We start from the raw sequence: 14449 nt of genomic DNA on the forward strand, positions 1-14449 counted from the left end.
GAGCGCGGTGGACACCCGCTGGGAGGCCGGGCTCAGTCGATCGGGAAGTCGGGATCGACATCTTCCGGGGACCGGCCGAGCATCCCCGCGATCTGCTCGACCAGCACCATCCGGACCACCATCTCCAGCTCCTCGGCGTCCTCGGCCCGCGCCAGCGCCGGCCGGCGGTAGACGACGATCCGGTGCGTCAGCCCTGCGGCGCTGTCCCCGGGGAAGTAGCGGCCGAGTGCGATGGTGCGGTGCTCCCACGGCGCCGGGTCCGACGGCGGCACCTCCTCGACGGCGAACTCCACCCCCGCGAGCTCCTTGGGCCACCGCCTCTCGAGCTGGCGGACGCACCGGAGCACGAGATCGTCGAACTTGTCCATCCGCGTGCGCCAGGCCGGCACGGTCGGCGGGATCAGCGGGCCGCGCAGCCCTCGGCCGTGCCGGTCACGTCGCCGTGCGCCACGGCGTGGCGGCAGCGCAGGTACGGGTTGTTCCGAGGCGCTCACCCGTCGAGCGTAACGACCGTGGTCCGGCGCTCGAGCCGTCTGAACCACTCTCGGGTGCGGTCTGCCCACCTGAGGGCCCGGGGACGGCGTGGCCGGGTATGCCGTGTCAGGCACAGGCGGTAGCGTCGGACACGTGAGAGCCGTCCGCCAGTGCACCCGGTCCGCGTGCGATCGTGCCGCCGTTGCCACCCTGACGTACGTGTATGCCGACTCCACCGCGGTGCTCGGACCGCTGTCCTCCAGCGCGGAGCCGCACGCGTACGACCTGTGCGACGTCCACGCCGAGCGACTGACTGTCCCGCGCGGGTGGGACGCCGTCCGCCTGGCGACCGACTTCGTGCCGGCCCCACCGTCCGACGACGACCTCGTCGCACTCGCCAACGCGGTCCGCGAGGCGTCCCGCTCCACGCCGCAGGCGTCCGTCCCGGCGAAGCGGCCCACCGGGGCCGAGCCCGCGCCGGTGACACACCGGGTACCGGACCCCTCGGCCGACGGCGAGATCGGCCGGCGTGGCCACCTCCGGGTCCTCCAGGGCGACGGCGACTGAGCGCGGCGACGAGCAGGAGCAGCAGATGAACCCGACGACGCACCGGCCGACCCCCGGCATCGACCCGTGGGTCCGCCACGTCCTGCGCTGCCCGGTGACGGGTGCCGACCTCGTCGACGGGGAGGGTCCGCACGGGGAGCCCGAACTCGTCTCCACCAGCGAGGTCAACAAGCTCGCCTACCCGGTGCGTGACGGCGTGCCAATCTTGCTGGCCTCCGAGGCGCGCCGGCTCGACCCCGTGCCGTAGGTCGCTCCGTCCCTGCCCGCGCCGGGCCGGTTCGGGTCCGCTCTGGCCCGGCCCGCTCTGGCCCGGCACGCGCCGGGCCGGTGCACGCCGGTCCGGTCCGCTCCCGGTCTCGGCCCGTTCTGACCCATCCCGCCTCACGGTCGCGGTGAGGGTGTCGTGGGGAGCCCTCGCGTCCTGCCACCCGCCCATCCGCCGATGTCCACGGCAACGGCGGGAGAAACGAAGGAATCGCCTGCTAGAAGGGCGCCGCTGTGTCAGGTCGCCTTCCGGAACTCCGCCGTTGCTGCAGCGCACCTTCCGGAACCCCGCCGCAGGTCGGCCGGGCCTGCGAGAAGCCTGTCATAGTCCCCTCGGGCCGTCGAGAACCCGCCGTAGCCCCCGGGGGCTTCGAGGGCCCGCCGCCGGCACCTGCCAAGGCTCCGTGCCCTGCCACGACCGCCCTCGGCGGTCGCGCAAGGGCGCGGCGGGAGAAGCGAAGGAATCGCCTGCCAGAACGCCGCCGCTGTGTCGGGCCGCCTTCCGGAACCCCGCCGTTGCTGCAGCGCACCTTCCGGAACCCCGCCGCAGGTCGGCCAGGCCTGCGAGAAGCCCGTCCGTTGCTTCAGGACCCTTCCGGAGTCCCGCCGCGGTCCCGCCGGGCCGCGTGAAGCCCGCAGCTCACCAGCAGGCTAGCCCTTTCGGCGACCGGTCAGGTGGCTTCGGAGGTCTTGGCGCCGGCGCCACGGAGATCGGGTTCGATGTAACTCTGGACCTCGAGCGGAACGGAGTCCCGCACGCGCGCCTCGGCCGCGTCGATGGCGTCCGAGACCTCCTCGGCCCCGAGCTCGGAGTCCAAGCTTACCTTCGCGGCCACGAGGACCTCGTCCGGCCCGAGGTGCAGGGTCCGGACGCGCAGCACTGCCGTGATGCCCTGGCCGGCTAGTGCCTGCTCGATGGCGCGGTGGTGGTGCGGCATCGCCGACTCACCGATGAGCATCGAGGTCATCTCCCGAGCCAGGAAGACCGCGATGACGACCAGCAGCACGCCAATCGCGGCCGACCCGACGGCGTCCCACCGGCCGTCGCCCGTCCCGATCGTCATACCGACACCGAACAGCGCGAAGACGAGTCCTACCAGCGCGCCCGTGTCCTCCAGGATGATGGTGGGGATCTCCGGCGACCGGGACGCCTTGACGTACTGCAGCACGGACATGTCTCCGCGCACCTCGCGCGCCTCCTGCAGGGCGGTCCGCAGGGCGAGGGCCTCCATGACCACGGCGGCGAGGAGCACCACCACCGGCACCCACTGCCAGGACTCGATCGGATGCGGGTCGGTGAACTTGTGCCACGCCTCGTACAGGGCGAACAGACCACCCAGGCTGAACAGCACGATGGAGACGACGAACGCCGCGATGTAGCGTGCCCGGCCGTAGCCGAACTGGTGCATCTCGGACGCCTTTCGCCGGGCGCGCCTGCCCCCGAGCAACAGCAGAGCCTGGTTCGAGGAGTCGGCGATGGAGTGGACGCCCTCGGCGAGCATCGAGCTCGATCCCGTCAGCGCCCAACCGACGAACTTCGCGACCGCGATGCCCAGGTTCGCCGTGAGCGCGGCTACAACCGCCTTGGTCCCACCCGATGCCATCCCCGTCCCCTTTCGCGTAGTGCCGTGGACAGGCTATGGCACAAACGAGTTCCCGCACGACGGACGCCCACCGCAGTGGCTAATGGTCGAGATGCCGCGTCTTCCACAGGATCGCGGGTGCCGACGGTGCTGCGGCCGTCGGGTGGGGCACGCTCGCGCACATGGCAGCACAGGCGGACCTCAATCGCATCGACCAGCTCGCCGAACGTCAGGACGGCGTCATGACTCGTGGGCAGTTGCTCGCCCACAGCGCGACGTCGGACTGGATCACTCGCCAGGTCCGCGGCAGGCGTTGGACCAGGTTGTTTCCCGGCGTGTATCTCACGCACACGGGACGGCCGGAGTGGCGGAGCAAGGCGCGCGCAGCTCTGCTTTACGCAGGTCGCGGTGCCGTGCTGAGCCATTCGAGCGCGGCGTACCGTCATCGCCTGGTCGACCGACCCGGACAGCGCATCGAGGTGCTCGTCCCGCACGGCCGCACGGTTCGTCGCCAGCCCGGTCTGACGATCCGCTCGTCCCGCAGCATTCCTCCGAGCTGGGGCGCGCTGCCCGCGACCAATCCCGCCGACACGCTCCTGGATCTTCTCCATCGGCGCGGCACCACGGAGGACGACGTGATCGCGCTCCTCAACCGAGCCGTCCGCGTCGGCGTGGATCTCGAAGAGATCCGCAGGCGCAGCCAGGCCCGAGGCCGGCTGCGTCACCGCGGGTTGCTCGGCGAGATGCTGACCGCCGCCGCCGAGGGCGTGGAATCGCCGCTCGAGCTGAGGTATCGGAGGATCGAACGCGCACACGGGTTGCCGGTCGCGAGGCTCCAGGCGCGCGAGGTCGTGGACGGCTTGTACCTGCGCGCGGACTGCCGCTACGTCCGCCTCGCGCTGCGGGTCGAGCTGGACGGCCAGGTGGCGCACCGGAACGGCACCACCGATGCCGACGTCTGGCGGGACAACGTCGTCGGCGTCGCGGCACAGGAGCTGACGCTGCGCTACCGATGGCGACATGTCACGGTCACGCCGTGCGCCGTCGCCCGGCAGGTTGCGTTGGCTCTGCTATCGAAGGGTTGGACGGGCCGGCCGCGGCCCTGCGGCCCGGAGTGCGACGTCGCCAAGCTGCCGGAATGCCAAGCGGCGTAGGGCGTGCTTGCTCGACGAGGACCGGGCTGACGCGTGGCGCTGACGTTGTGGCGGGGTGTTGGCAGGTCGGGCGGGGGAGTGGCGTGGGTTCGGAAGGAATCGCCTTCGTTGATCGCGCCGGTGCTCCTGGATTCGCCCTACGGGCGGCAGACCCTCAGCTCGCCCGGTCAGTCGGGCGCCCGGGCGCACAAAGACCGGTGGCCCGCAGCCGTATCGGTTGCGGGCCACCGGCCTTCGCTCAGGTCAGAAACCGGTGATGGTCGGCACGAGGTCGGTCGTGCGCCTCATGCCGATCATCGGCGGCACTGCACTGTCGGGAATCAGCCCTGGAGCTCGGGGAGCACGTCGCCGTTGTTCTCCAGCCATGCTTCGACTCCGGCGGCCGGGTCGTCCTCGTTCTCGACGGCCACGGTCTGCTCGAGCGAGCCGTACTGCTCGTCGTCGAGCTTGATCTCGCCGATCCACTCGGAGACCTCCGGGAACTCGTCGGAGAAGCCCTGGGTGCCGAGGAAGTGCAGTCCCTCGGACTCACCGAGCGCGCCCTCCGGGTCCTCCAGGTCCTTGACCGGGTACTCCGAGTTGGCCCAGAACGGCCGCCACAGCGTGACGACGATGTCCTCCTCGGCCTGGATCGCCGTCTCCAGCTCGGTGAGCATCGCCGTGGTCGAGGAGGTCTGCAGCGTGTAGCCGGCCTCCTCGAGCCCGTAGGTAGGAAAGACACTGTTCTGGGTGGCGTCCGTCAGGCCGGCGCCGGGCTCGATGCCAACGACGCGCCCGTCGAACATCTCGACGTTGTCCGGCAGGTCGGCGATCGAGTCGATGTCCGTGTACTCCGGCACCGCGAAGGTCAGCTTGGCGTTGTCGTAGTAGGTCCCCAGGTCCACGATCCGGTCGCCGTACTTGTCCATGTAGTCGGCGTGGGTCACCTCGGGCCACGCCGACGGGTAGATGTCGACGTCGCCCTCGGCCAGCGCGGTGTAGAGCACGCCGGCGTCGCTGATCTCCTGGTGCTCGACGGTGTAGCCGGCGGCCTCGAGCTGGTTCTCCAGCAGGTAGGCGGTGCTCAGCCCGTCGGTCCACGAGGGGATGTAGCCAAGGGTGATGGTGCCCTTGTCCTCGCTGCCACCGCCGTCGCCGCCGTCATCTCCGCCGCCGGCGTTGCCGCCGTCGTCGGCGTTGCCCCCGCAGGCGGCCAGCGTCAGCGCCAGTGCGGCGGTGACGCCCACCGCCGCCGTTCGGCGGCGATTCGTGGCTAGGTGGGTTCGCATATGATCAGTTCCTTCCAGTCTTGCGTTGAGGTCTCGTTTGGCGCGACAAGCGGCCGGTTGCGTTACACACCTGCGGCCCTTCGGCCCTTCGACTTCGCGACTTCCAGAGCAGCTGTCTCATCCAGCGGCCCCTTGCGCTGCCGACGAAGGCGCATGACCGCGAGGAGAGAGCGGCCTGTGGGCTGGCCGATCGCGCCGGTGAGGCGGTCCAGGTAGATCGCGAGGATGACGACGGCGAGCCCGGCCTCGAACCCGAGGGCGACATCGACCCGGGAGATCGAAGCCACGACCTCCCGGCCGAGGCCTCCGGCGCCGACGAGACCAGCGATGACCGCCATGGACAGTGCCAGCATGATCACCTGGTTGACGCCGGCCATGATGGTCGGCAGCCCCAGGGGCAGCTGAATTCCGCGCAGGATCTGTCTCGGCGTGCCGCCGAAGGCCTCGCCGGCCTCCACGGTCTCCTTGTCGACCTGCCGCACGCCCAGCTCGGTGAGCCGCACGCCCGGAGCCATCGCGAAGATGGTGGTGGCGACCACGCCCGGCGCGACACCGATGCCGAAGAAGATCACCACCGGTACCAGGTAGACGAAGGCCGGCATGGTCTGCATGAAGTCCAGCACCGGCCGGACGGCCGCGCTCACGGTGTCGTTGCGGGCGGCCAGGATCCCGATCGGGATACCGATGATGACGGCGATCAGCGTGGAGACGAGTACCAGCCCGAGCGTGTCCATCGCGGGCTCCCACATCTCCATGCTGCCGACGAGCAGCATGCCGAGGAGTGTGAACAGCGCGAATCCCCAGGAGCGCACGAGCAGTGCCAGCACGGTCAACAGCGCCACAGCCACCAGGGGTGGCGGAAGCAGCAGCAGGCTGGTGAGCGTGTCGGCAAGGAAACCCAGCGCCGTGCTGATGGCGTCCAGCACGACGGAGAGGTTCGCCTTGATCCAGTCGATGCCGGTCTCGACGACATCACCGAGCGGGATACGGGGCACCGGGTTCATCAGCGGGCTCCTGCGGTGTCGAGGGGCGTCTCGCCGGCGGCGGCCGGGCCGGCTCCGTTGGTGCCGGTGGGACCCGACAGGGCGCTGAGCAGGGTCACCCGCGGGATGATTCCCTCCAGGCGACCCTGCTCATTCACGACGGCGAGCGGCGCGCGCGTGGCCGCGGCGTGGTGGAACAGGTCCGCCAGCGGCGTGTCCGGGCTCACGCCGGTGACGTTGTCGCTGCTGACCGGCAGTCGTTCGGCGCCGTCCCGGACCGCGTCGGCGACGTCGTCCTCCCAGACCAGGCCCTGGACCCTGCGGTCTCGGCCGACCACGAAGAGCGAGGACACCTGGTGCTCGCGCATCAGCTTGTGCGCCGCCTTGGGGCCGGACTCGGGCCCGACCACCGCCACCGGCCGCACCATCACGGCGTCAGCGGTGAGCACCCGACTGCGGTCCACGTCCGCGACGAACTGGGCCACGTAGTCGGTTGCCGGCTCGTTGAGAATCTGCTCGGCGGTGCCGACCTGGACGACCCGGCCGTCGCGCATCATCGCGATCCGGTCGCCGAGCCGCATCGCCTCGTTGAGATCGTGGGTGATGAACAGGATGGTCTTGCCCAGCTCGGACTGCAGCTCCAGGAGCTGATCCTGCATCTCTTTGCGGATGAGGGGATCCAGCGCGCTGAACGCCTCGTCCATCAGCATCACGTCGGTGCCGGCGGCCAGCGCCCGGGCAAGTCCGACGCGCTGACGCATACCGCCGGAGAGCTGAGACGGCAGGGAGCCGCCCAGCCCTTTGAGGCCCACCATGCCGAGCGCTTCTTCTGCGCGAGCCTCGCGATCCGCCTTGGACACTCCCCGAAGCTCGAGAGCGTAGGCGGCGTTCTCGCCCACGGTCCGGTGCGGCAGCAGGGCGAAGTGCTGGAAGACCATGCTGACCTTGTTGCGGCGGACCTCGCGGAGGCCGGCGGCGGACAGGTGGGTGACGTCCTGGCCGTCGAGCTCGACGGTGCCGTCGGTCGGCTCCAGGAGGCCGTTGACCATCCGGATCAGTGTCGACTTGCCGGATCCGGACAGGCCCATGACGACGAAGGTCTCGCCCCGCTGCACCTCGAAGGTCGCGTCGATGACCGCCGCAGTCCCAAGTCCCTTGAGCTCGTCGCGGCTCGCACCGCCCTTCAGGCGCTTGACCGCCTCGTGTGGCCGGCGGCCGAAAACCTTGTAGACGTGTTCGGCGCTTATGGCGCTCACATTCACCTCGACGTTCGCTCGTCGCGAGACGCGGCACGGTCGTGCGCGTCTGTGGGTCCCCGGTCCGGGACACATGCGACCGCGGTGATCAGGGTGATCTGGTCTGCGGACGTGTCCCGGTAGATGCTTGTTCGCCGTTCACCATGGCATCAAGTGCCGTCGGGGCGCATCAATGCCTGTGCATGGAAACCAGCGCCCTCATCCGTACCTTTGCGCGGGCTACCGCGGGAAATCCCCCGTCGGAGCCGCTGGGATCGTTATGGGGTTGTAACCAGCGCTTTACCCGCGCTTGCCCCCTACGTGAGGTACTTCACCCACTATCGCACGTCATGCCTGCACCTGTGAAATCACCCGTCGGCCCACGATTCGCGACGTCGGGAGCGGCTTCGGTCCAAGCCGCTCGCCGCCCCGCTCGCCGTCGTGCTGCGGTACTCCACCCGGAGGGTGACGTGCCGAGCCGGCGGCAGAACTATCCTGGGCGGTCATGGCCACCGATGTGTTTCCCGGCCGGCTCACCGCCTGGCTCAACGATCCCGTCGAGCCGAGCTGGGAGCGTCCGAGCCCGACCGCGACGCAGCTGCGCCGCGACGTCCTGGGTGCGGCTGTCTTCCTCGTCGCGGCACTGGCCATGGTCGTCCTCACGAAGAGCATCGGCATGCGCATGGACGGCGAGGCGGATTGGCGCGCCTACGTGGCCACCGCCCTGATGATCGCACCGCTCGCGGTCCGACGGCGCTACCCGAACAGCGTCCTGCTGGTCTCCAGCGGCCTGTTCCTCGGACTGTCGTACCTCAGCCCCGAAGCGAGCATGCAGCTACCGTTCCAGGTCGCCTACTTCGCCGCCCTGTACACCGCGATCGCGTGGGCCCAGGACCGTCGGGTGCTGTGGATGGCGCTGGCGCTCGTCCTGCTCACCATGGCCCTGTGGATCGTCGTCTCCTACACCGGGGCGAACACCGCCCAGCAGTACGGCTTCGGCAGCAGCGAGGCCGCCGACGGGCCCATCGGCGAGCTGACCGCAGGCGTGCTGTACGGGGCGGCGATGAACCTCGCCTACTTCGGCGGTGCCATCCTCGTCGGCCGGGCCTCCTGGCGCTCGGCCCTCCAGCGGGCGCGGCTGGTCGGCCAGACCGAGCGGCTCCGCGAGCAGACGAGCGAGCTCGCCCGCCGCGCTGTCGTCGACGAGCGTCTGCGCATCGCTCGGGAGCTGCACGACGTCGTCGCCCACCACGTCGCGGTCATCGGCATCCAGGCGGGCGCCGCCCGCCGGGTGCTCGGCAAGGACCTCGACGCCGCGACCGAGGCCCTGCGCACGGTGGAGGGCTCCAGCCGCGACGCGGTGGGGGAGATGCGATCGCTCCTCGGGGTGCTTCGCAGCGAGACGGACACAACCCGCGACCGATCCCCGGAACCCGCGCTGGCCGACCTCGCCTGCCTGAGCGACGAGTACCGCGAGTCCGGTCTGGACGTCGACCTCCAGCGCGTGGAGGAGACCGAGGGCGACCTGGAGCACGTGCCCGCACCGATGGCCCTGTCCCTGTACCGAACCGTGCAGGAGTCCCTCGCGAACGTGGTCCGCCACTCCACCGCCTCGCACGTGCTCGTGACGCTGCGCACCGGTGGGGCTACCGAGGACGGTCCGGGGTGGGTCGAGGCCGAGATCGTCGACGACGGACGGTCGCGGCCCGGCACCGAGGGCTCCGGCTACGGTCTGCGCGGGATCCGCGAGCGGGTCTCCCTGCACGGCGGGGACGTCGAGATCGGGCCGAGACGTACCGGCGACGGGTGGCGCGTGCGCGCGCGGTTCCCGCTGCGCGCCCGCGAGCCCGTGCTTTCCGCCTGACCAGGCCCGCCTGACACATCCGTGAGAGCAGGACGAGAAGAGAACCCATGACATCCCCCGTGCGTGTCCTCATCGCCGACGACCAGGCACTCGTGCGCTCGGGCTTCGCCATGGTCCTGTCCGTCGAGGACGACATCGAGGTGGTCGGCCAGGCGTCCGACGGCGCACAGGCCCTCGACGCGCTCGCGGCCACCCCGGCGGACATCGTGCTGATGGACGTGCAGATGCCGCTGATGGACGGCATCACGGCCACCAAGCAGGTGGTCGACCAGGACCTCGCCAAGGTCATCATCCTGACCACGTTCGACCGCGAGGACTACCTCTTCGACGCGCTCGCCGCGGGCGCGAGCGGGTTCCTGCTGAAGAACGCGGACCCCGAGGACCTGGTGGAGGCCGTCCGCGCCGTCGCGGACGGTCATGCGCTGCTCGCCCCCGAGGTCACCGTGCGGGTCATCTCCCGCCTGGTGCAGCAGAACGGGTCCGCGTCGGGAGTGCCGACGGCGCCGCCGCCTGTGCGCGAGGCACCGGGCCCCGCCGCGGCGCCCTCGACACCCGCGGGCACGGCACCCGCCGCCCAAGCGGTCCCGGGGGCCCGAACGAGCCCCGCGGCCGGGACCGGCTCCGCCGAGGCCACGGCGCCCGGCGGGACGGAACAAACCTGGACCGGCTCGACGGCGGCGCCCCCGGCGGAGGCCGCCGTCCGGGCCCTGACGGCCCGCGAGCGCGAGGTGCTCGCCCTGATGGCCGAGGGCCTGTCCAACAACGAGATCGCCGACACCCTCTTCCTCGGCGAGTCGACGGTGAAGACACACGTCTCCCACATCCTCACCAAGACCGACTCCCGCGACCGGGTGCAGGCCGTCGTCCTGGCTCACCGGGCCGGCCTCGCCGCGCGAGCCTGAGTCCCCGACGTCGACGCCGGCCGAGGGCGAGGGTCCACGCCGGAGCTCATCCCCGGGGTGGAGGTCCTGGCCGGGGCCGCCCGGTGGCGATTCACCCCACGGACCGATGTATCCGGACCGTGTCCTTCCTAGTGTCGTGACCAGTCGAGAAGGAAGGACTCACGATGGAGTCAGCACGCGCGCTGGAGGTCATGGACCTGACCCGGCGCTTCGGGGAGAAGACCGCCGTCGACGCGGTCTCGTTCGCCGTCGAGCCGGGAAAGCTGACCGGGTTCGTGGGTGCCAACGGGGCCGGCAAGACCACCACGATGCGCATGATCATGGGCATCCTCGCCATCCATGACGGCGAGGTCCGCTGGGACGGGCGCGCCATCACCGGCCGGGACCGTGCTCGCTTCGGCTACATGCCCGAGGAGCGGGGCCTGTACCCCAAGCAGCCCGTCGTCGACCAGCTCGTCTACCTCGGCCAGCTGCGTGGCATGACCCGCCGCGACGCCGCCGCCGAGGCCACCCGGATCCTCGAGCGGTTCGAGCTCGGCGGGCGGCTGCACGACAAGCTGGAGTCGCTCTCCCTGGGCAACCAGCAGCGCGTCCAGGTCGCGGCGTCCCTCCTGCACGGCCCGAGCGCGCTCATCCTCGACGAGCCGTTCTCCGGCCTGGACCCCGTGGCGGTCGACTCCATGGTGGACCTCCTGCGCGAGCACACCCGCAACGGTGTCCCGGTCCTGTTCTCCTCCCACCAGCTCGACCTCGTCGACCGCATCTGCGACTCGTTGGTGATCCTGGCCGGGGGCCGCGTGCGGGCCGCCGGGAGCAGTGACGAGCTGCGGGCCAGCGGCCCGCGCAACTACCGGTTGAGCACCGCCGCCGACGTGGGATGGGTGCGCGAGGAGGCCGGCGTGGACGTCGTCGACGTCGAGGGGACCAGCGCCGTCGTCCGGTTCGACGACGACGCCTCCCGTGACCGGGTCGTGCGCCGAGCCGCCGAGCGGGGGCTGACCGAGTTCACTCCGCTCGTGCCGACCCTGTCCGAGATCTACCGAGAGGCCGTCCGATGACCGTCACCGCTCCCGAGCACAAGACCGCAGCTCCCGCCGCCGAGTCGGCCGGAGCCGTGCCGCGACCGTGGCTGGTCGTCGCCGTCCGCGAGGTGGTGGTCAAGCTCCGCGACCGGAACTTCATCATCTCGACGCTGGTCTCGATCCTCATGATCGCCGCAGGCGTCGGGATCTCGGCCTACTTCGGTGCACGGACCACCGAGCACACCGTCGGCGTCGTAGGCGACACGGGCCAGGAGATCGTCGAGACGGCGGACGAGACGGTCGTCGACGGCGACTCGGTAACGGCGAGGCGGTACGCCGACGCCGCCGAGGCCCGGGCCGCCGTCGAGGCCGAAGAGGTCGACGTCGCGCTGCTGCCGGCAGACGGCAGCTGGACCGTCGTCGGTCTGTCGGACGTCGGCAGCGACATCGAGCGTCTGCTCCGCGACGCGGTGGCCGCCGAGGTCCTCGAGCGGAACGCCGAGGAGGCAGGCACCTCCACCGAGGAGCTGACCGCGGGCTCCGACGTCGCGGTCGAGCTGCTCGAGGGTGACGCCGAGAACGCGCTGCTCAAACGGATCGTCGGGTTCGCGTTCGCCTTCCTCTTCTACATGGCGGCGATCGTCTTCGGCATGACCATCGCGACCTCCGTGCTGGAGGAGAAGCAGAACCGCGTCGTCGAGATCCTCGCCACCGCCATCCCGATCCGCCAGCTCCTCTACGGCAAGGTCGTCGGCAACTCGGCGCTGGCGCTCGCCCAGATCGCGCTGTACGCCGTCGTCGGACTCGTGGGCCTGAACTTCACCGACGTGGTGGCGGACGTCGGGTTCATCGTGGGCGCCGCCGGTTGGTTCGTCGTCTTCTTCGTGGTCGGCTTCTTCGCCCTGGCAGCGGTGTTCGGCGTCATCGGATCACTGGCCAGCCGGACCGAGGACCTCAACTCGAGCACCGGCCCGGTGATGATGGTGATCATGGCGGCGACGTTCATCGGCATCTTCGCCACCGGCACGTTCCTGACCGTGGCGTCGTTCGTGCCGATCGTCTCCTCGGTGGCCATGCCGGTCCGGATGCTCGGCGGCGACGTGCCCGTGTGGCAGCCGATCGTCGCGCTGCTGCTGAACCTCGTCGCGGCGTACGGCCTCGTGCGGTTCGGCGAGCGGATCTACCAGCGTGCCGTGCTGCAGGGAGGCACGGCGCTCAGCTGGCGTCAGGCCCTCAAGCTCGAGGCCTGAGCCCACAGACGGCGGACGCACCCGCACGCACCGGCGGGTGCGTCCGCTCCGCTCGCTCACACCACCTGTCGTGAGATGTCAGTACCTCGGTGAGACGTCAGTGCCTCGGTGAGGTGCCAGCCTGCCGGTCGGTGCCGCTCGCTCACCAGGCGGGGACGAGGCCGATGCGCTCCCGGTGGAGCGTCTTGAGGAACAGCGGATCGTGCAGCAGTCGCAGCTCCCACACCCGCTTGCGCCCCTCCGCGGCGTCGAGGCGGCCGGCGGCCGATGCCGGCGCAGGGTGCAGGACCAGCTCGGAGACGCCGTCAGGCAGCGCGCGCAGCTGGCCCAGGACCAGGGCGCGCAGCTGGCCGTAGCTCACCAGCATGCGGCCGGGCAGCCAGGTGCTGACCAGAGTCTCCGGCAGGCTCAGCCCCAGGTCGAGGGCGGCCCCGACCGCCTCGTCGTAGCGACGGCGCAGCCGGCCGCGCAAGCCGACGTCGACCAGGCGGGGGAGCCGGCGCGGCAGCCGGAAAGCGAGGGACTGCTCGGCGCAGAATCTCAGCGCCGCCGAGAGGCCGCGCCGGCCGTAGAGGCTGCCGGAGTGCGAGTCCAGGCCCGTGGGCCGCAGCCCGTACTCGTGCATCCAGAACAGCTGCGCCCGCATCTCCCTCCGCAACTCGGCGGGCTCGCCCGCGCCGTGGATCCGGGAGGGGAGGATGTGGAAGGTGCCGTCACCGTCCGTCAGCGACGCCACGTCGGTGGCGAGCGGGCGCCACGGTGGCAGCTCGCGGGCGCTGGTGAGCGTGACGTGCAGCCGCGGGTCCGCGACACCAGCGGCACGCACCCGGTCGACGGCGTCACGGGCGCCAGGTGCGACGGGCATCAGGGTCGTCGAGGTGATCCGGCCGCGCGCGGCCAGGTCGACGATGGCCTCGTTCGTGCGCGGGCCGAGGCCCAGGTCGTCGGCAGTCACTACCAGACGTCTTGACATGGGCTCTCTCCTCGCTCGCAGATTACGTCACCCTCGCCCGGCCGGCACCCGGACGGTCCAGCGACCGTGCGGCGGTCCACAGCGGCCGGTGTGCGTCACCGGCCGGTGCGCACTCACCAGCGCGAGCACTCACCGGCCGGTGAGCACGCGACCGATCTCGACCTGGAACTCGCGGACGTGCTCGCGTGCGGTCGCCGCGGCGCGCGCGGCGTCGCCCGCACCGACGGCGAGCAGCAGGTCGCGGTGCTCCCTGACGGCATCGTCGAGGTGCCCCACGCGGTCCAGTCCCAGGAACCACAGCCGCAGGCTGAGGACGAGGTACTCCTCGAGCGTGCGGGCGAGGTACCGGTTGCCGGCCGCCTCGTGCACGAAGCGGTGCACCCGCTGGTCCAGCCGGATCAGCTGCCGCGGGTCCTCGGACACCCGGTCCACCTCGACGATCAGCTCCTCCAGACGCTCGATCCGGCGTGCGGCCGGCTCGGCCGCCCGATACCCGCCGGATCCTCCGACCCGATGCGCGGCGAGCCGGGCGGCGGCGGGCTCGAGCTCCAGCCGCACCTCGGAGATGCTCGCCAGGTCTCGTACGTCGACGTTCGAGACGACCATCCCGCGGCGCGGCCAGATCGTGATCAGCCCGTCGTCGGCGAGGCGCCGCAGCGCCTCCCGGACGGGCGTGCGACCCAGGCCGAGCCGAGCCATCAGGTCGGGCTCGCGCACCGGCGCCCCGGGCGCCAGCGCCAACGTCACGACGAGGTCGCGGATCAGGTAGTAGGCGATGTCGGACCGGCTGGCCGTCGGGGCACCGTCCGGCACGAGCACCGTGAGGTTGTCGGGCATCGTCGTCGGCGCTGGTTCGGTCGTGGGCATGGTCACCGCTCCAGGTCTGATATATCGTCAGGATATCAGCGCC

At 71.0% G+C, this 14449-nt stretch carries 14 protein-coding genes; 7 read left to right on the forward strand and 7 right to left on the reverse strand.

Features of this window, described 5'->3' with window-relative positions; translation table 11 throughout:
• Positions 1–32 precede the first annotated feature (32 nt).
• The gene (locus ABD907_RS20820) at positions 33–494 is read right to left on the reverse strand and encodes a metallopeptidase family protein (RefSeq protein ID WP_345219194.1); all 462 of its coding nucleotides are present in this window, start codon (positions 492–494) and stop codon (positions 33–35) included.
• A 133-nt stretch (positions 495–627) separates the two neighbouring features.
• Here ABD907_RS20820 and ABD907_RS20825 point away from each other — a divergent pair, with 133 nt between their 5' ends.
• Positions 628–1041, forward strand: coding sequence for a DUF3499 domain-containing protein (locus ABD907_RS20825; RefSeq protein WP_345219195.1), 414 nt, complete (start codon positions 628–630; stop codon positions 1039–1041).
• 25 nt (positions 1042–1066) lie between these two features.
• Positions 1067–1288 carry a Trm112 family protein gene (locus ABD907_RS20830; protein ID WP_345219196.1) on the forward strand — a complete coding sequence of 74 codons (222 nt, stop codon included), beginning with the start codon at positions 1067–1069 and terminating at the stop codon, positions 1286–1288.
• Between the two features lie 688 nt (positions 1289–1976).
• Here the strand turns inward: ABD907_RS20830 and ABD907_RS20835 are convergent.
• A complete protein-coding gene (locus ABD907_RS20835; RefSeq protein ID WP_345219197.1) occupies positions 1977–2909 on the reverse strand; it encodes a cation diffusion facilitator family transporter in 933 nt (310 codons plus the stop codon).
• Between the two features lie 161 nt (positions 2910–3070).
• On the opposite strand from ABD907_RS20835, the gene ABD907_RS20840 reads away from it, so the two are divergent.
• Positions 3071–4042 (forward strand): hypothetical protein, encoded by a 972-nt coding sequence (locus tag ABD907_RS20840; RefSeq protein ID WP_345219198.1) that lies wholly within the window; start codon positions 3071–3073, stop codon positions 4040–4042.
• Positions 4043–4362: 320 nt separating this feature from the next.
• Here ABD907_RS20840 and ABD907_RS20845 read toward each other — a convergent pair whose 3' ends face one another.
• The 3 genes from ABD907_RS20845 to ABD907_RS20855 all read right to left on the reverse strand — a co-directional run bounded on the left by ABD907_RS20845 (position 4363) and on the right by ABD907_RS20855 (position 7549).
• The gene (locus tag ABD907_RS20845) at positions 4363–5310 is read right to left on the reverse strand and encodes a glycine betaine ABC transporter substrate-binding protein (RefSeq protein ID WP_345219199.1); all 948 of its coding nucleotides are present in this window, start codon (positions 5308–5310) and stop codon (positions 4363–4365) included.
• Between the two features lie 62 nt (positions 5311–5372).
• Positions 5373–6314: an ABC transporter permease gene (locus ABD907_RS20850; protein ID WP_345219200.1), complete on the reverse strand. Its 942-nt coding sequence runs from the start codon at positions 6312–6314 to the stop codon at positions 5373–5375.
• Entirely contained in the window at positions 6314–7549 is a 1236-nt protein-coding gene (locus ABD907_RS20855; protein ID WP_345219201.1) for a quaternary amine ABC transporter ATP-binding protein, read from the reverse strand. Before ABD907_RS20855 ends, ABD907_RS20850 begins: the two co-directional genes overlap by 1 nt.
• A gap of 484 nt (positions 7550–8033) precedes the next feature.
• Between ABD907_RS20855 and ABD907_RS20860 the strand changes: the two genes are divergently transcribed.
• From ABD907_RS20860 to ABD907_RS20875, 4 genes are all read left to right on the forward strand, one after another.
• The gene (locus ABD907_RS20860) at positions 8034–9392 is read left to right on the forward strand and encodes a sensor histidine kinase (protein WP_345219202.1); all 1359 of its coding nucleotides are present in this window, start codon (positions 8034–8036) and stop codon (positions 9390–9392) included.
• Between the two features lie 47 nt (positions 9393–9439).
• Positions 9440–10294, forward strand: coding sequence for a response regulator (locus ABD907_RS20865; protein ID WP_345219203.1), 855 nt, complete (start codon positions 9440–9442; stop codon positions 10292–10294).
• Between the two features lie 164 nt (positions 10295–10458).
• Positions 10459–11352: an ABC transporter ATP-binding protein gene (locus ABD907_RS20870; protein WP_345219204.1), complete on the forward strand. Its 894-nt coding sequence runs from the start codon at positions 10459–10461 to the stop codon at positions 11350–11352.
• Positions 11349–12566, forward strand: coding sequence for an ABC transporter permease (locus ABD907_RS20875; protein WP_345219205.1), 1218 nt, complete (start codon positions 11349–11351; stop codon positions 12564–12566). The genes ABD907_RS20870 and ABD907_RS20875 overlap by 4 nt, the downstream gene beginning before the upstream one ends.
• Before the next feature lie 142 nt (positions 12567–12708).
• On the opposite strand, the gene ABD907_RS20880 is transcribed toward ABD907_RS20875, so the two are convergent.
• Positions 12709–13539 carry a ChbG/HpnK family deacetylase gene (locus tag ABD907_RS20880; RefSeq protein ID WP_345219206.1) on the reverse strand — a complete coding sequence of 277 codons (831 nt, stop codon included), beginning with the start codon at positions 13537–13539 and terminating at the stop codon, positions 12709–12711.
• 129 nt (positions 13540–13668) lie between these two features.
• The gene (locus ABD907_RS20885; RefSeq protein WP_345219207.1) at positions 13669–14406 is read right to left on the reverse strand and encodes a GntR family transcriptional regulator; all 738 of its coding nucleotides are present in this window, start codon (positions 14404–14406) and stop codon (positions 13669–13671) included.
• Between the last annotated feature and the right edge of the window lie 43 nt (positions 14407–14449).

It is taken from the genome of Georgenia halophila (assembly GCF_039541595.1).

Coding starts and splice junctions, on each gene's coding strand:
- ABD907_RS20830 (WP_345219196.1), top strand. CDS start 1,067: ATGAACCCGACGACGCACCGGCCGACCCCCGGCATCGACCCGTGGGTC.
- ABD907_RS20835 (WP_345219197.1), bottom strand. CDS start 2,909: ATGGCATCGGGTGGGACCAAGGCGGTTGTAGCCGCGCTCACGGCGAAC.
- ABD907_RS20840 (WP_345219198.1), top strand. CDS start 3,071: ATGGCAGCACAGGCGGACCTCAATCGCATCGACCAGCTCGCCGAACGT.
- ABD907_RS20845 (WP_345219199.1), bottom strand. CDS start 5,310: ATGCGAACCCACCTAGCCACGAATCGCCGCCGAACGGCGGCGGTGGGC.
- ABD907_RS20850 (WP_345219200.1), bottom strand. CDS start 6,314: ATGAACCCGGTGCCCCGTATCCCGCTCGGTGATGTCGTCGAGACCGGC.
- ABD907_RS20860 (WP_345219202.1), top strand. CDS start 8,034: ATGGCCACCGATGTGTTTCCCGGCCGGCTCACCGCCTGGCTCAACGAT.
- ABD907_RS20865 (WP_345219203.1), top strand. CDS start 9,440: ATGACATCCCCCGTGCGTGTCCTCATCGCCGACGACCAGGCACTCGTG.
- ABD907_RS20870 (WP_345219204.1), top strand. CDS start 10,459: ATGGAGTCAGCACGCGCGCTGGAGGTCATGGACCTGACCCGGCGCTTC.
- ABD907_RS20875 (WP_345219205.1), top strand. CDS start 11,349: ATGACCGTCACCGCTCCCGAGCACAAGACCGCAGCTCCCGCCGCCGAG.
- ABD907_RS20880 (WP_345219206.1), bottom strand. CDS start 13,539: ATGTCAAGACGTCTGGTAGTGACTGCCGACGACCTGGGCCTCGGCCCG.
- ABD907_RS20885 (WP_345219207.1), bottom strand. CDS start 14,406: ATGCCCACGACCGAACCAGCGCCGACGACGATGCCCGACAACCTCACG.